Origin of the sequence: Paenarthrobacter sp. CC6, from assembly GCF_040560085.1 — a bacterium.
Taxonomy (GTDB): domain Bacteria; phylum Actinomycetota; class Actinomycetes; order Actinomycetales; family Micrococcaceae; genus Arthrobacter; species Arthrobacter nicotinovorans.
Window position 1 is genome coordinate 15,950 of the sequence record NZ_JARDAN010000026.1, and the last position, 17,003, is coordinate 32,952.

The following is a 17,003-nucleotide window of genomic DNA, read 5'->3' on the forward strand; positions in this document are numbered from 1 at the left end:
CTGAAGTGACGCGAGGTCACTTATGGCCCGTAAATCCCTCCGGGATGGGCCATAAGTGACCTCGCGTTTCCTTTAACCGGGCAAGGAAGTCTGCTTCGGGCAACGGCCTGCCGAAGAAATACCCCTGTCCGCTCGTACAGCCGATACTCCGCAGCAACTCTGCTTCCCGCGCTGTCTCAATGCCTTCCCAGACCCCTTCCAGCCCGCACGAGCGGATGACTTGCTGGATTGCCGCCAGGAACTCCAGCTGGGACGGGTCCTTCTCCAGGTCCTTCACGAACTGCCGGTCAACCTTCACCCGATCCACGGGGAGTTTGCGCAGGTAGCCCATCGAGGAATAACCGGCGCCGAAATCGTCTATCTCCAGGCCTACACCCAGCCTGTGCAAGCTCATCAGGGTGTAACGGTCCAGCTCGTTGTTCTGGATGATGGCGCTCTCGGTAAGTTCCAGGACCAGCGAATCCGGGGACAATCCTTCCTTTTGGAGAACGTCGCGGACGTCGTCCACGAATTCCAGGCTTTGAAGGTCGGCGGCAGAGACGTTGATGCGCATTGAGAAGGCGGGCTCCGACGTCGCCGGATTATCCCGCCATTGCCTCAGCTGGCGCATTGCTGTGCGGAGGACCCACCTGCCCAGTTCCGCAATCAACCCGGTGGCCTCTGCCACGGGAATGAACTGGTCCGGCATGATGAGCCCGTGTATCGGATGGTTCCAGCGGACCAGGGCCTCGCAACCCTCAATGGTTCCCGTGGCAAGGTCAACGATTGGTTGGTAATAGAGGACCAGCTGCTCAGAGCGGATCCCCTCCCTCAGGTCGCCCACGATCTGCCGCTGGAGTTGCCGGGAGTGCAGGGTCACGGGATCGAAGAGCTTGAGCTTGTTCCGGCCCTCGCTCTTGGATTCCTCCAGGGCGAAATCGGCTTCCTGGAGGAGGTCCTCCAGGGTGTGGTGCGGCTCGGCGATCCGCAGGCCCATGCTGGCAGCACACTGGACACTGTTGTTGCCGAGGTCGATGCCGGGTTCCAGCGCGGCCAGGATGCGGTTCCCGACGGCGGCAGCCCGGTTCTTGGGGGTGCCGGGCATCAACACAGCGAATTCGTCGCCACCCAGGCGGGTGACGACGTCGTTCTCCCGGACTGCCGAGCGGATGCGCATGGCAACGGTGACCAGAACCTGGTCCGCTGCCGCATGGCCCGCAGAGTTCTTCAACGTCTTGAATCCGTCCAGGTTCAACAGGAGCAGCGCGGGCGGGGCGATGCTGTTGGCCATGGCAGCCGTGGCTTCCTTGAAGGCATCGGCCAGGGCCAGCCGGTTGCCGACGCCTGTCAGGGGGTCGGTAAGGGCCTCATGGCGTCGTTCATTCCGGACCTCATGGAGTTCTTGCATGAGTGCCCGGACCTGCCGTTCCAGGCTTTGTATTCGGGGGTCGTCATCATCAGTGGACACCAGCCGGCGAGGCTTGGTACTGGTCACGATTCGTCCAGGCTGCGCAGCGTCATATCGGCTACGGCCTGGGGCTTGGGAACCGGGTTGCGGTGCTCGTCCAGGAACAAGCGATAGGAGGCGATATCCAGCCGGCCGTCGGGCTTTGCCTTGTTGCCCATGCGGTAGACGTTTGTGATCCACGACCCGCCCAGGATGGCCTCGATCCAGGCATCGCATTCAGCGAGCGGGAGATGGACGCGCGTGCCGGTGTTCCGCCGGTGGCCGGCGATGGATACTGTGATGCAACTTCCCAGGAGGCCCTTGTCCGCAGTGAACCAGGCAAGGCCTTCGACATCGGCCACGATGGTCAGGTTGGCGTTTCCGTCCTCAACGGACTGGACAGGACCCATCCGCACCGAGCGCCGGTCCGCGTTCAAGGATGTGGCTGTTCCGGCTTTGTAGGGAGCACTGGTGATGTCTTTCCTGAAGACGGACAACTCCTGGTTGTGCTGGATCTGGATCCTGGTGGTCAGTTCATTGAGCGTCATGATCGTGCCTCATCCGCAATAGTGGCCGCCTCGAGGCGGTCGGCTCCTACAATCCGGTTTCTTCCTTGTGCCTTGGCACTGTAAAGCGCTGCGTCAGCTACCTCGATCATGAAGTTCAGATCGGCTCCGGCAGAGATGCTGGACGTAACTCCATAGCTGATGGTGGGGAACGGGATACCTTCCGGTGTGCGCATGCCTGCGGTCCGGCGGCTGATTTCGACGGCGATGCTCTCGGCCCGCTCCTGTGTGGCCCCGGGCAGGAAAAGGATGAACTCCTCCCCGCCGTAGCGTCCAATGAGGTCCGTGGACCTCACGGACGCGGCGCAGGCCGCAGCGAAGGCCTTCAAGGCCTCATCCCCGGCGCCGTGACCGTATTCGTCGTTGACTGCCTTGAAGTGATCCAGGTCTGCCAGGACCACGGCAGCGCCGGATCCTGTGGAGTACAAACGGTGGAGCTCGGTGGTGGCCAGTTCGAGGAACGTTCCGCGGTTGAGCAGGCCGGTCAGGTGGTCGCGGGCCGCCCGCTCCTTCAAACCCTTGATGAGCTGGTCGCTGGTGAGGGCCGTCATGCTGAAGGACACCGTCACCAGCAGCACCAGCGAAACCAGGCCCGACGGTCCGGGACCGAAGTACATACGGAAGGCCTCACTTGCCGGCCCTTCCAGTGCATAGACCGTAAAGCGGCCCAGGTAGTACGTGGCCAGGAGACCTGCTGCCAGCGACAAAGCCTTGTGGACCTGCGAACGGGAAGCTTTGATCAGCCAAAGATCCCGGGCGGCCAAGGCAATCCCGGTGGCCATCATGGCCAGATAGACGAAGCCCCCGGACCAGACATTGGTGGCGGGGCTTTCGAGGACAGAAGCAACAGCAGTGACCACAGGACCTGCGGCAAGTTGCCAGCGTGCGGTCTTGAGGTCCCGCAAGGAGCGGGCTCCGGCCCACACGCTGAATGCTCCAGCCACCACCAGGACGTTTCCCACCGGATTGGCCCATTGCTGATGCGGGGACCCGTTGAGCAGGAAGGCTGTGTTGCCGGCCATGAATTGCAGCAGGGCCAGGCTCCACCAGCCGGCATACGGCGAACGGGTGCGGTGGAAGGAGGTACAGAACAACACCAAGAGGGTTACTGTGACGACGCCCAGGGCGACTCTTACAGAGAACGGATCGAGCACCGTGTCCAACCCCCTCAGCTGGTCATCCTGCGGCTTTGGATTCAGTGTGGCGGTGCTTACTCAACCTCTCTGCGGCATTTGCTCAAGATTGGCTCAAGATCAGGTGCGGTACGTCACCCGACCCAGTGGCCGTCGTCGTGGTATTCCGCCTCCAGCCCGTGCGGGGTCTTCTCCCATTTATGGGGGCTGGTCAGCATCTGCCAGGCCGCGCGCCACGCCGCCACGGAATGCAGGACCCAGTAGAACGGGTTCAGCAAGGCAAAAATCGCGATCCTCCAACCATGCCTGCGGAAGGTGGCGACACCGGAGACGATGATCATCATGGCATTGCCGAACAGCATGGACACCACCCCTCCGGCCAGCAACCACCCGGGAAGGACCAGGCCTACGATGTCGTAACCGATGTAGGTCACCACGGTGAATCCAACCACCAGCGGATAAGCCAGGAACGCCAGCGGCGTGCCGAGGATCAGGCCAAGGAAGCCTACGGTTCCGGCTACCCCCGTGCTCTTGATGTACCTCAGGGAGTTCCGGGTATTCACCGCCGAAGTAATCATGTACCCCTTGATCCAGCGGGTGCGTTGCTTGATCCAGGCAGGCACCTGTGAACAGGCCTCCTCCCACGTTGTGGAGTCGATGACACCCACCCGGTAACCGTCCACGGCCGCCCGAAGTCCCAGGTCCGCGTCCTCTGTCACGTTCCACGGGTCCCACGCGCCAACTTCCTTGAGCAGCGCGGTGACGAAGTGGTTGGACGTGCCGCCCAGGGGCAACGGGATCCCGGAGTTGTCCAGGCCCGGGAGCATGGAATCGAACCAGTGCGTGTACTCGATGGTGAACAGGCGCGTGAGCACGTTCTGGTCGGCGTTGAAGTAATTCAGCGCGGCCTGGACACAGATGAGGGGTTTGCGGCCGGGGTTCAGGTGCTCCCGCTCGAACTCATCCCGTTTGAAGGCTGCAATGGAAGCCCTCAGCTGTCCCGGATCAGGGCGGTCCTCGGCGTCGTAAATGACCACGTATTCGCCCCGCGCAAACGTCAGTCCGTAATTGCAGGCCCTTGGCTTGGTTTGGGGCTCGCCCCGCGGAACGATGAGGATACGGACGTACTCCGGCGGCCTGGAGGCCTTGGCCGCGGCGATGGTCTCGGCGTCGTCTTCCTCCAGGAGGACCAGCACATCCAGCTTGGACCGGGGGTAATCCAGCTGCCCCAGGTTCGTCAGCAGTTTGTCGATGATGTTGGCCTCGCGGAACACCGGTACAAGGATCGTGTAGACGGGCAGTTCGGAATCCGGAATCCGCTCATCGGCCACCGGCGGAAGGCCGCGTCGTGCGCGTTCCTTGTTCCGTGCCCGGACCACTGCCGCCTCGTGGAGCTTGTCGAAAGGCCGACGGAGACTGGCCAACGTCTTGAATCCGATGCTGATCAGGAAGACGATGTTCGCTGCAGCCAGCAGCACGATGACCGCCGTCAGCGGCGAGATCACGAACCCCACCATGATTGCCGCTACAAGGACCACAGGAAGGTACCGTTGCCACGGCGTCAACGCGATGCGAGCGGAGTCACCCGGCCGTTCCTCGGCCAGGCGTTCAGCGGATTCGTAGAGCAGGTGGCGCCTGAAGGAGCGTTGGATGGATTGGTTGATGTCCCAGTCCGTCGTGGTGCGGAAGACGACATCGGTGGCGCCGAACTTCGCTGCTGCTTCCTCGGCGATTGCCGCGGACGGAACAACCGCCGTCGCCACGGTCAGGACGCCGTCCTCGCTGCGCCACGGCAACCATTGAGGTTCCGCAAGCTCGCTGAAAATGAGCTGCTCCATGAGTTCGTCCGCTGGTGGCTCGGCCATCAGATCCACCAGCGGGGCGTCCCACTGCCGGGCCAGCACTTCATAGATCCGACGCCGGTCCAGCCCGGCTTCCAGGATCAAGTGCCGTCCCAGCAAACCGCCTTCGATCGCGGCCCGATCCAGTGCACGCTGCAGTTGTTCAGGGGTCACAAGGCCTGCGGCGAGCAGTGTCTGGCCGATCGACTGCCGGTTGAACTGTCCTTTGACGAGGGAAGCAGGGGTCATGAATCCGAGGACCTTTCATAGATCCGGTGCGTGGGCGTGGAAAAGGCGACGGAGTAGCGCACGCCGAAGGAAGGGTTCTTGATGATCGCCTGGTAAACGAGGTCGGTGGGGCCCGAATCCCGCGCTCCTGTACCTGCTTCGACGTTGACGAATACCCATTTGGCATACTTGGCCGGATCATCCAGCGCAGGAGCGAAGTAATCGCCGGAGGCCCTGTTGTAGATTTCCTTGAGCGGGATGCCCATCACTGGAAGCACTGCGTTTCCGCGTGCGCTTTCGTCCATCAGGATCCCGCCGGATTCGTAGTGCTGGTTCAGCCAACGGGCGGCGGCGGTGGAGTTGGTGGTGGATTCAGCTGACATCCTGCCTTCCGCCAGGACGGCCAACCTCCCGGTGGGGTCCTCGTTCCACCACACGTTCTGCACCACCAATGCACCCAGCAAAGCACAGATCAGCCAGGGCCGGAGCCGCGCCGGCCGGGTCAGTTCCTGCACGAAGACGGCCACCAAAACCGCTACCAACGGCAACGCCGTCAGGGCGAAGCGGTTGTTCCACCAGGTGGTGGGAAGCGAGTGGTCATTGTTGATGGCCGTTTGGCCCAGGAAAAGGCTCAACAGCGCAAAGGCGTAGGCGCTGCCGGTCACCGCCACCAGGAGGGTGCTGTTCGCGAAGCCCCTCCTGAAGACCAGCACGACGGCGCCGCACGCCGCCAGGGCGAGGACCACCACCCCCGCGGTTTCCAGCAACGACCAGTGGAAAGTAGTCAGCGTCAGTCCGAGGTTGCCCTTGGTAGGCAACAGGCCGCCGTCGGTGATGTTCTTCTGCTGCGCGTAAGCGGAATACTGCCCGAACATGAACTCAAGCGGGTTGCCGTAGATGGCCCAGTTGTACGAAAGCCACCACAGCACCGCCGCAGCAGGGATCATCACGTAGCCGCCGGCCATGGTGAGGGCTTCGCGCCATTGGCCTGTGCGGCGTTTGGAGACGATCAGCACGAACAGCGTCCCGGTCATCACCAGCGCCCACCCCTCATAGCGAGAGAGGACGGCTGCGGCCGAGGGAATGCCTGCAAAGACTGCCAGTTCACCGGCGCTCATCCGACGCCGGCTGGTGGACCAATGTGCCAACCCTGCCATGCCGCCCACGATGCACATGATCAGCACGGGCTCGGTCAAAGCAGTGGTGTAAACGTAGAGGACCGCCGGGTTCGCCAGGACCACCAGTGTGGTCGCCAGGCGGCCCGCCCGGCCCAAACCGAGGCGCGCTGCGATCAGGTACAGGCCCGTGGCGGTAGCGGACAAGGCGAGGATCCCCAATAGTCCCGCAGCCCAGCCCGTGCTGAACAGCCACATGTTCACCACGAACGGCGCCAGCAGAAGGTGGGGCATGGGCAGCCACACCGTGCCGAGCTGTTCAAAGCCGGGCGCCTTGCTGTCGAAGATGCGCCGGGCGATGGTCAGGTGGCTTTGGGCGTCGGAGTAGTCCAGGTTGGTGCCGTGGCCGATGGTGTACAGGCAAGCAACGTAGCCCACCACTGCGGCCAACAAGGCCACAATCCTGGTGCCCGGGACCTTGCGTCCGTCCACCGGGGCGCCGAGCCGTTCCCAACCCCGGATCATCAGCGATGACAGGGACCGCAGCACCGGCTGCCGGTGGGCAGCGCGGCGCCGCGTGGCAACGCTAGTTGCCATGGCCCGGTTCGGTCGCCTTCTGTTCAGCGTCCACGTAGGCCTGAGCTTCCTTGGCCCGGCGCCGCATCAGGATGGTGCGGGCGGCGAACGCGAGGCCCAGCACCAGCACTGCACCGCCGATCCACCAGGCGTAGGGACGGTAGTCGTCGGTGACGGCCTTCTGCGGAACCACCACGTTGCTTTCCAGCAAGACCGGCGTACCCGAGGGCTGGGTGACCAGGAGGTTCCGGGACAATGATGCCCAACCGCCGTCAACACCACTGATGTGCGAGGTCAGGGAAGCCTGCAACGCAGCCGCGGAAGCGTCGCCGTCCGGTGCCCATGCCCCGAGGAGCAAAAGATCACGGCCGCCTTGTTCGAACGCCTCCAGGACACCGAACGGTGCCGACGTGCCCACCCCGTATTCGACGTCCTTCGGGGAGATGGTGCGGAACTCGGCCAAACGCAGGGGTGCCGAGAGCTTGTCGGCAACATCGCCGGTGGCGCCCACCACCAGTCCGGACTCGCTGGAGCCGGCCAAGGTATCCAGGCCCACCACCCGGGTGTCCAGCAAGGTGGCGCTCTGCCGCTGCAGGGAAGCTACCAAGGTGGCCGCGTTCACGGTGTTTGCCTGCGCGTTGCCGTCGCCGAACGCTACGGGAACACTCTGTCCCAGGGCTTGGGGGAACCGTGCAAAACCGGCCTTCATGGAACCGCCCCGGGCGGCAGTCAGCGTGCTGCCTGCCGTGTCCACGGTGACCTCCATGGGCATCACACCTGCGGGGCCGGTGCAATCACCGCCCGCGGGAAGGGCCGCGAGCCGGATCCGGAGGCCGTTGTTCGCCTGAAGCTGCCCGGCTGGTACTTCGGCGTCCACCGAAAAGCTGTCACCGCCGTCGAGGTTCCTGGAGCTAAGCAGGTAATCGTTCCAGAAGACGGAAAGCTGAGCCTGGGCGTTGGCCGGCACGGCCGTGTGCGTGCCCTTGAGCTGGACCTTCACTGATTGGACGGGTCCGCCGAACTGGGACTGGGTGACTCCCACGTACGATTCCGGCGTGCCGTATCCGGAGAGTTTCAGGGTGCTGCTGCCCAGGTCCTTGAGGCTTTGCGTCAGGCCCGGCGACGCAGGCAATGCGGACGTCAACCCGGTGACGGACGATGTCACGGCGAGCGCTGTATTGTCGCTGGCCAGTGCGCGCGCGGCGGTACGGAGCTGTTCGTCATGGCCGCTGAGGATGAGCTGCGGGAGGCCGGCTGTGGTGGAGAGTTTGGTGCTGGTTTCGCCTTGGTCACCCACGACGCTGAGGACCCGGCTGCCCGCAGGAAGGCCGGCCACCCGGGCGGCAAGTCCGGCTTCCGGGACCACGCTGACAGAGGCGTCCGGGTAGCGGTGCGTCATCGAGGCGGCGGCAGTCATGACGGCCGCGGAAACATCGGCACCCGGGTCCGCCGGGACGGGAAGTACGACGGCGGGCACGGACACCGGGAAGAACCCGCCGACGGTCGTGGGAACCTCCGCGGTTCCGGAGAAATCGACTGCGAGGTTGTTCAGCGTGGCTGTGGCGTTTGAGAGGACGCACATAGTCTGCGCCGCCGGGATGAACTGCAGTCCCACGGTCATCTGTTGGTTGATGACGTCTGCGCTGCTCACTGCCTGGTCCAGGGCGATGGCTGCTGCTGCGTTGGCTTCGAGGACTATCCTGCCGTTGACCGTTGCGCGGACTGTTCCTTCCGGCTTTCCGGAGACCACGATGCTGCCCTTGATCCGTGTGGGCTCCAATCCCGCAGTCACCGGAACCACAAGTGTCTGCTCCACCTGGCCGGCCATGGCCGACACGCTGGAGGACGCCCGGACCACTGCTCCCTGGGCGGGACCGGCCGAAGCCATAGGGGCCGTGATGGCGGAAACCGCGAGGGTGGCGGCGCAGGCGATGAGTATGGCTGCGGTGCGGGATCGGGCGCGGGCTCTGGCAGGGTTTTGGGTCACGATGTCAGTCCTGGGTAACTAGCAGCGGATGAGTCGGGGGCCCTTTTGGGCCAACCTCATAGACACTGCCGGGCCGAACTCAAGACGCCTTGCTGCGTTCGATCAAGATTCCCTCAAGACCTCAAACAAGGCGGGGTCACTTTTGGCCCGTAAACGCCCCTGACATGGGCCTTAAGTGACCCCGCGTTGCTGTTGAATGGGGTTTATGTGGATCGGGTGGATCGAATTTGATGTCTTGCTGGGCGATGTTCACAGCCTGAAGGAGAAGCGTTCGCTGGTCCGGCCGCTGGTCGCCGAACTCAAGCGCCGCTTTGAGGTCTCCGCAGCTGAGACCGGCTTCCAGGACCAGCACCGGCGCGCTTTGATTGGCGCTGCTGTGGTGGCCCCTGACCACGCCCACCTTCAGCAAGTGCTCGACGCCGTTGAACGTTTCGTGGCTGCCAGGCCTGAATTTGAGCTGCTTAGCGCACGGCAGCGGGAGTTGCACAGCGAGGATTAGTAGCCGATGACGGCCCATCGGGTGGAGTCCAAGTGCGCATCGATGGCTTGGTGGGCCGCTTCCAGGCTTCGGCTGCGCAGGGCGTCCACAATTAGTTGATGTTCGCGAAGCACATCACCGGCGCGATCCGATCCCCGGGACACTGCTTTGACGCCGATTCTCAGCTGCTTCTGCCGGAGCGAGGCGTAGAAGTCGGCGAGGACCGGATTTCCGCCGGCCTGAACCATGAGCGTATGGAACTCGGTATCCAGCTCAATGAAGCGCGCGGGATCATCCTTGGCTTCCCGTTGCTGGTCGATGACGCTCTGGAAAGCGTCGATCTGTCCGTCGGCCATGGTGTCCAGGGCTGACACGGCCCACTTTTCCACCACGGCCCTGGCCTGCAGGATTGCCCGCACATCGGGGTCGGAAATTGGGGGCACGAACGCGCCCTTATGGGGGATCCGCTTGACGAAGCCTTCCGCTTCGAGGCGCAGCAGGGCCTCCCGTACCGGCGTACGGGATGTGCCCGTGGTCTTGGCGAGGACGGCCTCGTTGAGGAACGTTTCCTCCTCCCGCGGGAGGGCAGCGATGTAGCTTTTCATCCACTGATAAGCCACTTCGGGCTGGGATTGCGCAGTGGGAGTCATTTGGATCATGGAGAGCCTTTCTCGCGAAGCCCAGTATACGAGTTGCCTCCAGGAGGGTCCCGGACGTCTGGAAGAATCTTTAACCCCAACTATAGACAGGTTGTATACAACTCGTCTACAGTAGTTTTCAGTGGCGGCTCAAGTGATTCCGCTCACGCACTGGAACCCCTCAATTTCTTGGGACATCGGCCCGCCTCACAAGAAGCCCGGCCGCTCCCAATCGCAAAAGGATCCCCACAATGACCGATTTGAAGAAAGCCGAGCCAAGGCAGCAAAAGCACTCCAGCTTGCCCGTGGTTGCTGCTTCGAGCCTCGCCGGTACGGCAGTGGAATGGTACGACTTCTTTCTCTACGGCACAGCCGCTGCACTGGTATTCAATAAGCTCTTCTTCCCCACGGACGATCCCCTCGTCGGCACCATGCTGGCGCTGGGCACATTCGCTGCCGGCTTCCTCGCCCGGCCCCTCGGCGCGATTGTCCTGGGGCACCTTGGCGACAAACACGGCCGACGCGCCACGTTGGTAGCAAGCCTCATGCTCATGGGGGTCGCGACGACCCTCATCGCCTTCATCCCGTCATACGCGGCCATTGGTATTGCAGCACCGTTGCTGCTGCTGTTGCTGCGGCTGATCCAAGGGTTCGCACTCGGCGGGGAATGGGGCGGCGCTGTCCTTCTTGTGTCGGAGCACAGCAATGACAGTTCACGCCGCGCGTTCTGGTCCTCCTGGCCGAACGTGGGCCCGCCCCTGGGCAATCTCATGGCAGCCGGCGTGCTCGCTATCCTCGCAGGCACCTTGCCGGAGAGCGAATTCCTTGCATGGGGCTGGCGCATAGCATTCGGATTGTCCGCATTGCTGGTCATCATTGGCCTGGTCCTCCGCCTCTACGTGCAGGAAACACCGCTGTTCAAAGAAGCGCAGCGGAAGCGCGAGACCATGGCAGTGTCCGAGCGCAAGATGCCCTTGGCCATCCTTTTCCGCCGCAACTGGCGCGAAATCCTCATCGCCACCGGAAGCCGCATGGGTGAGAACGCAGGCTTCTACATCTACTCGCTGTTCATCATCACGTACGTCACCCAAATCATGGGATTGCAAAGGCAAGCCGGGCTCACCGCCGTCATGATCGGTCAGGCAGCGGCCGTCGTCGCTATTCCTGTCCTGGCCATCTACGCGGACCGCGTAGGCCGGAAGCCCATCATGATCGGGGCTTCGATCGCCACCGTCATCTGGGCATTCGCCTTCTTTGCCCTCCTCAACACCGGACAGATGTGGGGCATCATCGCCGCGGCGGTAGGTGGCCTGTTGATCTTCGCCGCGTACAGCTCGGTGATCGGCGCCTTCTTCTCCGAACTCTTCCCCACCGATGTCCGGTACAGCGGCACCTCCGTAGCCTACAACCTGGCTTCGCTGATCGCCGGCTCGCTGTCTCCCATCATTGCGTTGGCTCTCTACAGCGCCTTCGGTACGGGCTACGCGATCGGCATCTACCTGGCAGGGATGGGCTTGATCTCGATGGTCTCGGTGATGTTTGCCAAGGAAACCAAGGGCCTGAAGCTCAGTGATCTGGACGAGCCGAGCAGCAAAGAGAAGGAACAAGCATGAAAATCGCGTTGGTCCAGGTAGCCAGTCCGGACACCGAAAGCCGCGGGGACCGGATCGACCGGGTCGAGAAGATTCTTCGCAACATCAGCGGCGCCGAGCTGATCGTCCTCCCGGAACTGTGGAGTGCAGGCTACTTCCACTTCGATGACTACGCGACCCTGGCTGAGACACTCTCCGGCCCCACCGTTTCAATGTGCTCACGGGTTGCGAAAGAACTGGGCGTCCATCTCCATCTCGGCAGCATCATTGAAGCCGGCGCGGACGGGCAACTCAGCAACACATCAATCCTGCTGGGCCCGGACGGCAGCGTGGTCCACACCTACAGGAAGATCCACGTCTTCGGTTACAAATCGAAGGAAGCCAGTCTCCTGACAGCCGGGGCCGCACTGCCCGTGGTCCCGCTCCCCTTCGGGGCCACGGCAGGAATCACGTGCTACGACCTGCGTTTCCCGGGGTTGTGGATGGAGCTGAGCACCCGCGGCGCAGAAATCGTGATCGTTCCGGCAGCCTGGCCCGCCGCCCGGCGCGAACACTGGCGTCTCCTCACCACCGCCCGCGCCCTGGAGCACCAGATCTTCGTGGTTGCCTGCAACGCTGCCGGTGTCCAGGAGGGCGTGGAGCTCGGCGGCCACAGCAGGGTGGTGGATCCCGCCGGCAACGTGCTGGCCGAGGCCGACGCCGGGGAGTCCGTGCTCATGGTGGACATCGATCCGCAGCAGGTGGGCATTGTCCGCAACGAGTTCCCGGTGCTCAATGACCGCTTGGCCAGCTACGAAACTCTGACCGTCTAGAGGAAGTCCAATGCAAACACAGCAAACAACACGGCAAGTCCCACTCACTTTCAGGGTGGTGGGCACGGACAAGACAATCGTCATTTCGGATTTCCACGCAGTGGTGGCCGGCTACACAGGCCGGGATCCAAAAGCGGTGCAACACCATATTGACGAGCTGGCTGCCATCGGCGTAGCCCCTCCCCCGGAGGTGCCCATGTTTTACCGCATGGACTCGGACCTCTTCGAGACCTCGGGCGAGCACGACGCTTCGGAAAACCTGACCTCCGGTGAGATTGAGCCCCTGTACATCCGCCACAACGGCCAGTACTACCTCGGCATCGGATCCGACCACACAGACCGTGACATTGAAGCCCGGGATATCGGCGATTCAAAGCGCGCGTGTCCCAAGCCGGTGGCCGCTGAGGTGATCGCCGTAGAGAACCTGGAAAATCTCGACCTCGACGAGTGCACAGCGCGCTCGTGGGTTGACGGAGTCCTGTACCAGGAAGGTTCGCTGAGCGGCCTGCGCAAGCCGGCCGACGTCGTCGAGCGTCTCCTGGCCCGGACCGGCATCGGCGACGCCGACTTCATGTGCCTCGGCGGCACCCTGCCGCTTCTGGACGGAAAGTTCATAGACGGAACTTCCTGGAAGTTGGAGCTCTCGTTCCCAAATGGGACCACCATTGAACATAACTACAAAATCAAGAAAGGCTCACTCTGATGAGGACCGGAAAAGAGTAACTGAAGTCCCTTAATGACGGCAGGACGGTTATCCTCGACGGCGAGGTTGTCGGCAACGTCCTGGAACACCCGGCCTTCGCGAAGGTTGCCCGGACCATGTCCGAGCTGTTCGACATCGCGGCTGATCCCGCCAATGGAATGCAGTTCCATTCGGAGGAAATCGGCGGGCCGGCAAACCGCACGTTCGCAGCTCCCCGGACCCAGGAAGAGCTGGTGCTGCGCCGGCAGGCCATCGAAAAGTGGGCCAAGCACACGCACGGCTGGGTGGGCCGCAGCCCTGACCACGTCGGCACGTTCTTTGCCGCGTTCGGTTCCCATCCGGAGGTCTTCAAGAACGACGAACGCGACTTCGCAGGCAACGTGGAGCGGTACTACAAGAAGATCCTGTCCGAGAACCTGTACCTCTCCTACGCGATCATCCCGCCGCAGGTCTCCCGCGCCACCACAGCGTCAGGGTGGGAAGGCGAATACCTGCAGGTCGGCGTCGTGCGCGAAACCGAAGAGGGCATCATTGTCCGGGGTTCGCAAATGCTCGCCACTGGCGCTGCGATCGCCGACGAAGTTTTCGTCACCTGCATCAAACCGCTGGGACCGGACGACGTCGACTTCGCCGTCAGCTTCGCCATCCCGGTGGCCACCGACGGCCTGAAGCTGTACTGCCGCCGCCCGTTCGCGCCTGCCGCCACCAGCGACTTCGACTACCCGCTCACCAGCCACTACGACGAGCCGGACGCCTTGGTGGTCTTCGACGACGTGCTCATCCCCTGGGACCGGGTATTCATCAACCGGAACATCGACACGCTGCGCCGCCAGTTCTTCGAGACCGGCGCCCACGCTCTGGGCAACTGGCAGGCCCAGATCCGGTTCTCCACCAAGCTCAAGTTCATCGCCTCCGTCGCCCGCAAGGTCACCCAGGTGAATGGCACGGACAAGATCCCCGGCGTGCAGGAGAAGCTCGGAGAACTCGCCGCAATCGTCCAGTCCGTCGAATCGGCCGTGCTCGCCGCCGAGTACACCGCAACAACGGACGACGCCGGCATGCGGGTTCCCGGGAAGAGCGCACTGTACGGGGCCATGGGCCTGCAGTCCGAGACGTACCCTCGAGTGATCTCCATCCTTCGCGACCTCGTGGGCGGCGGCGTGCTGCAGCTGCCCTCCAGCGTCGCCGACATGACCAGCAGCGTGACGCGGCCGGATATGGAACGCTATGTCCAGTCCCCCGGCGTCACCAGCGAGGAACGCGTCAAGCTGTTCAAGCTCGCCTGGGACATCATCGGTTCGGAGTTCGCGGGCCGCCACCAGCAGTACGAAATGTTCTACGCCGGCGCCCCGTTTGTAGTCCGGGGTGCGTACACCTACCGGAACTACGGCTACGACGCACTGGTCGCCGAGCTGGACACCTTCCTTGGTTCCTACAGCATTGCCGGCACCACCGAGTCGGAGGAGATCTGATCATGGCCAAGCCCGAATTCGAGTTCACGCCCACGGACTCGGTGGACTTTGCACCCTGCAACCCGCACATTGAGGGTTTGTCCGAGGCCATCCTGGCCCGGGACTCGGACAACGACTCAGTCACCCGAATCCTGAAGTTCGAACCTGGAACGGACACCTCCCCCAACGGCGTCCTCACCCACGATTTCTGGGAAGAAGTGTTCATTTTCGAAGGCTCGTTCGTTGACCAGCGCCTGGGCAGGACCTTCAAAGCCGGCGACTGGGCTACCCGTCCGCCCGGCATGGAACACGGCCCGTGGGTTTCCGAGAACGGTGCCAAGATGTTCGAAGTCCGCTACTACACGGATCCAGCACCAGCTGAGCGGAGCAACTGACATGAGCCTCGCACCGCTTTTCACTGTTCCCGATGCCATGGGGATGCGCCGGGCCATGGGCCGGTTCCTGACGGGCGTTGCCGTGGTCACCACCCAACACGAGGATGAGCAATACGGGATGACCATCAGTTCGCTGACATCCATCAGCCTGGAGCCGCCCATCCTGATGATCTCGCTGAACTTCGGTACCCGCACCGGTGAGGCCCTGATGGAGAGCGGCAAGTTCGCGGTGTCCATCCTGGGGTCCAAGCAGGAGTCGATCGCGCGGCGGTTCGCGGTGCGCGGCGGTGACCGCTTCGGCGACGGAGACTTTGACGTCACCGAAAGCGGCCTGCCCGTGATCAAGGGCGCCCTCGCCCAGGCGGATTGCACCGTTGTGCAGAAGTACGACGTCGGCGATCACCAGGTCTTCTTCGGCCAGGTCACCACGTGCCGGGACCGGGACGGCGAGGTGCTCGCGTTCAAGGCCGGACGGTTCGGATCCTTCTCCGACTTCGGCCACGCGGAGATTCCGTGGATGTTCTGAGGAGTTAAACAGGTGGTGCCCGGCTCGTTCGAGCCGGGCACCACCTCTACCCTCCGGCTAGGCGATGGTCAGCTCACCCATGCGGTCCCAGCCACTGCCCTCGATCTGGCGGCTGATGATGTGCGGCGTTTCGGCGAGTGCCTGCGGCATGTCCGACATGGCCTTCTTGAAGTGTTCGCTGTTCACGTGCGCCTCGGCGGCATCGTCCTGGAAGGCTTCCACGAGGACGAATTCGTTCGGGTTCTCCACGCTGCGGGACCAATCGAACCACAGGTTCCCGGGTTCCGCGCGGGTAGCATCGGTGAAGTCACCGACGAGATCCAGCCAGCGATCGGACCAGTCCGGCTTGACGTTGAACTTGACCACGATGAAGATCACGGTTGCTGCCTTTCGTTGCGTTGCGGTTTACCGTCCATGTTTACTGTCCATACTGTCAGAATTCCTGTACTTCCCTCCGCCGTGGAGATCCCAATGACGCTTTCACGCATTGCTGCCACCCTCAGCTCCACAGCCCGGAGGATATTGGACCCGGCGCACGATTAGGACCAGGTGGTGGAGGCATGTACGCGGACACTGCGCCCCCACACGTTGCGCCTTAACGGCAGGACATCCCGGCTTGCGGCGCGGCTCGACCATCAGCAGATTGGTTCGCTTTCGATCAACCGGCTGCACTACGGCGCTGCAGTCACGGTGTCGCCGGCGGAGCCCGACGAGAACAGCTTCCTGGTGAGCATGCCCGTCCGCGGCCGCGCACTTTTTCGCTACGGCTCGGAGACCGCCGTCGCAACGCCTGACAACGCAGTGGTTGTCGGCCCGTATGACCTCTTTCAATTCGACCTCGACGCCGACTACGACCAAGTGGTTTTGAGGCTGGATCGTCATCGCGTCGAGACCGTGGCCGGCCAGGCAATGACCACTGGGCCAGGCCGAAGAGTCGAGCTCCCCTTGTCCCTGGGGCTGCCGCCGGCCCTGCTTTGCAGCTTGATCGAAAGCAGCATGAGCATATCGACGGTGAAAGACTCCAGCTGGCAGCATCGGGTAAGCCTTCACCTTGAAGAGCTCATCATCGAGTCCCTCCTCATCCCCAGCGGAGACGTTGCCACCCCCTTCCAGCCACGGAGCCCGGGCGGGATTGCGTCTTTGCGTGTCCGCCGGGCAACCGAGTACATGCTGGAGCGTATTGGCGAACCAGTAAGCCTCAGCAGCGTCGCACGTTGCTGCGGCATCAGCATCCGCAGCCTGCAGGCAAGCTTTCGCCGCGAGCTGGACACGACGCCCGGCCAATGGCTGAAAATGAAACGGCTCGAAACCGCCCACCGGATTCTGCGGGAATCAGATCCGGACGGGACCAGCGTCACCGAGGTCGCGTTGCAGTGCGGCTTCTTCCATTTGGGTGAGTTCTCAACCCAGTTCAAGTCCCGCTACGGCACGACGCCCTCCGTTGTCCTGAAGGCTGCGCGAATCCGATAGGACCGCCGTCGTCTTTCCGATAGCGGCCCCGTCCGCCGTTCAACATACTTCGATGACAAGCAATTG

At 63.0% G+C, this 17,003-nt stretch carries 16 protein-coding genes; 8 read left to right on the forward strand and 8 right to left on the reverse strand.

Annotation, left to right across the window (positions count from 1 at the left end; translation table 11 throughout):
* Window positions 1-16: 16 nt before the first annotated feature.
* The 6 genes from PV760_RS19590 to PV760_RS19615 all read right to left on the reverse strand — a co-directional run bounded on the left by PV760_RS19590 (window position 17) and on the right by PV760_RS19615 (window position 8,872).
* The gene (locus PV760_RS19590) at window positions 17-1,474 is read right to left on the reverse strand and encodes a putative bifunctional diguanylate cyclase/phosphodiesterase (protein WP_354628487.1); all 1,458 of its coding nucleotides are present in this window, start codon (window positions 1,472-1,474) and stop codon (window positions 17-19) included.
* Window positions 1,471-1,974 carry a hypothetical protein gene (locus PV760_RS19595; protein WP_018779995.1) on the reverse strand — a complete coding sequence of 168 codons (504 nt, stop codon included), beginning with the start codon at window positions 1,972-1,974 and terminating at the stop codon, window positions 1,471-1,473. Before PV760_RS19595 ends, PV760_RS19590 begins: the two co-directional genes overlap by 4 nt.
* Window positions 1,971-3,155, reverse strand: coding sequence for a GGDEF domain-containing protein (locus PV760_RS19600; RefSeq protein WP_354628488.1), 1,185 nt, complete (start codon window positions 3,153-3,155; stop codon window positions 1,971-1,973). The genes PV760_RS19595 and PV760_RS19600 overlap by 4 nt, the downstream gene beginning before the upstream one ends.
* Window positions 3,156-3,259: 104 nt before the next feature.
* Entirely contained in the window at window positions 3,260-5,215 is a 1,956-nt protein-coding gene (locus tag PV760_RS19605; protein ID WP_018779997.1) for a glycosyltransferase, read from the reverse strand.
* Window positions 5,212-6,906 (reverse strand): ArnT family glycosyltransferase, encoded by a 1,695-nt coding sequence (locus tag PV760_RS19610; RefSeq protein WP_079582723.1) that lies wholly within the window; start codon window positions 6,904-6,906, stop codon window positions 5,212-5,214. The genes PV760_RS19605 and PV760_RS19610 overlap by 4 nt, the downstream gene beginning before the upstream one ends.
* Window positions 6,896-8,872: a cellulose biosynthesis cyclic di-GMP-binding regulatory protein BcsB gene (locus PV760_RS19615; protein ID WP_281444364.1), complete on the reverse strand. Its 1,977-nt coding sequence runs from the start codon at window positions 8,870-8,872 to the stop codon at window positions 6,896-6,898. Before PV760_RS19615 ends, PV760_RS19610 begins: the two co-directional genes overlap by 11 nt.
* Window positions 8,873-9,077: 205 nt before the next feature.
* On the opposite strand from PV760_RS19615, the gene PV760_RS19620 reads away from it, so the two are divergent.
* Window positions 9,078-9,371, forward strand: coding sequence for a DUF503 domain-containing protein (locus PV760_RS19620; RefSeq protein ID WP_018780000.1), 294 nt, complete (start codon window positions 9,078-9,080; stop codon window positions 9,369-9,371).
* Here PV760_RS19620 and PV760_RS19625 read toward each other — a convergent pair.
* Complete coding sequence (locus PV760_RS19625; RefSeq protein ID WP_026267479.1) at window positions 9,368-10,009, reverse strand: GntR family transcriptional regulator; 642 nt, start codon at window positions 10,007-10,009, stop codon at window positions 9,368-9,370. The two genes, PV760_RS19620 and PV760_RS19625, sit on opposite strands and share 4 nt — an antisense overlap.
* Before the next feature lie 230 nt (window positions 10,010-10,239).
* On the opposite strand from PV760_RS19625, the gene PV760_RS19630 reads away from it, so the two are divergent.
* Genes PV760_RS19630 through PV760_RS19655 form a run of 6 tightly spaced genes read left to right on the forward strand, consistent with a single transcriptional unit; the run spans window position 10,240 to window position 15,467 of the window.
* Window positions 10,240-11,601: an MFS transporter gene (locus PV760_RS19630; RefSeq protein ID WP_039239561.1), complete on the forward strand. Its 1,362-nt coding sequence runs from the start codon at window positions 10,240-10,242 to the stop codon at window positions 11,599-11,601.
* Window positions 11,598-12,392 (forward strand): carbon-nitrogen family hydrolase, encoded by a 795-nt coding sequence (locus PV760_RS19635; protein WP_018780003.1) that lies wholly within the window; start codon window positions 11,598-11,600, stop codon window positions 12,390-12,392. The genes PV760_RS19630 and PV760_RS19635 overlap by 4 nt, the downstream gene beginning before the upstream one ends.
* A gap of 10 nt (window positions 12,393-12,402) precedes the next feature.
* Window positions 12,403-13,095, forward strand: a complete 693-nt coding sequence (locus PV760_RS19640; protein ID WP_018780004.1) for a DUF2848 family protein — start codon at window positions 12,403-12,405, stop codon at window positions 13,093-13,095.
* A 20-nt stretch (window positions 13,096-13,115) separates the two neighbouring features.
* Window positions 13,116-14,567, forward strand: a complete 1,452-nt coding sequence (locus PV760_RS19645; RefSeq protein WP_354628499.1) for a 4-hydroxyphenylacetate 3-hydroxylase family protein — start codon at window positions 13,116-13,118, stop codon at window positions 14,565-14,567.
* Between the two features lie 2 nt (window positions 14,568-14,569).
* The gene (locus PV760_RS19650; RefSeq protein ID WP_018780006.1) at window positions 14,570-14,941 is read left to right on the forward strand and encodes a cupin domain-containing protein; all 372 of its coding nucleotides are present in this window, start codon (window positions 14,570-14,572) and stop codon (window positions 14,939-14,941) included.
* 1 nt (window position 14,942) lies between these two features.
* Window positions 14,943-15,467, forward strand: a complete 525-nt coding sequence (locus tag PV760_RS19655) for a flavin reductase family protein (RefSeq protein ID WP_018780007.1) — start codon at window positions 14,943-14,945, stop codon at window positions 15,465-15,467.
* A gap of 57 nt (window positions 15,468-15,524) precedes the next feature.
* On the opposite strand, the gene PV760_RS19660 is transcribed toward PV760_RS19655, so the two are convergent.
* The gene (locus PV760_RS19660) at window positions 15,525-15,845 is read right to left on the reverse strand and encodes a putative quinol monooxygenase (protein ID WP_079582715.1); all 321 of its coding nucleotides are present in this window, start codon (window positions 15,843-15,845) and stop codon (window positions 15,525-15,527) included.
* A gap of 174 nt (window positions 15,846-16,019) precedes the next feature.
* On the opposite strand from PV760_RS19660, the gene PV760_RS19665 reads away from it, so the two are divergent.
* Window positions 16,020-16,937: an AraC-like ligand-binding domain-containing protein gene (locus tag PV760_RS19665; protein WP_354628489.1), complete on the forward strand. Its 918-nt coding sequence runs from the start codon at window positions 16,020-16,022 to the stop codon at window positions 16,935-16,937.
* Window positions 16,938-17,003 lie beyond the last annotated feature (66 nt).

Excerpts from the sequence above, each read along its gene's own strand:
- PV760_RS19595 (WP_018779995.1), bottom strand. The coding sequence starts at position 1,974 with ATGACGCTCAATGAACTGACCACCAGGATCCAGATCCAGCACAACCAG.
- PV760_RS19605 (WP_018779997.1), bottom strand. The coding sequence starts at position 5,215 with ATGACCCCTGCTTCCCTCGTCAAAGGACAGTTCAACCGGCAGTCGATC.
- PV760_RS19610 (WP_079582723.1), bottom strand. The coding sequence starts at position 6,906 with ATGGCAACTAGCGTTGCCACGCGGCGCCGCGCTGCCCACCGGCAGCCG.
- PV760_RS19620 (WP_018780000.1), top strand. The coding sequence starts at position 9,078 with ATGTGGATCGGGTGGATCGAATTTGATGTCTTGCTGGGCGATGTTCAC.
- PV760_RS19625 (WP_026267479.1), bottom strand. The coding sequence starts at position 10,009 with ATGATCCAAATGACTCCCACTGCGCAATCCCAGCCCGAAGTGGCTTAT.
- PV760_RS19630 (WP_039239561.1), top strand. The coding sequence starts at position 10,240 with ATGACCGATTTGAAGAAAGCCGAGCCAAGGCAGCAAAAGCACTCCAGC.
- PV760_RS19635 (WP_018780003.1), top strand. The coding sequence starts at position 11,598 with ATGAAAATCGCGTTGGTCCAGGTAGCCAGTCCGGACACCGAAAGCCGC.
- PV760_RS19640 (WP_018780004.1), top strand. The coding sequence starts at position 12,403 with ATGCAAACACAGCAAACAACACGGCAAGTCCCACTCACTTTCAGGGTG.
- PV760_RS19650 (WP_018780006.1), top strand. The coding sequence starts at position 14,570 with ATGGCCAAGCCCGAATTCGAGTTCACGCCCACGGACTCGGTGGACTTT.
- PV760_RS19655 (WP_018780007.1), top strand. The coding sequence starts at position 14,943 with ATGAGCCTCGCACCGCTTTTCACTGTTCCCGATGCCATGGGGATGCGC.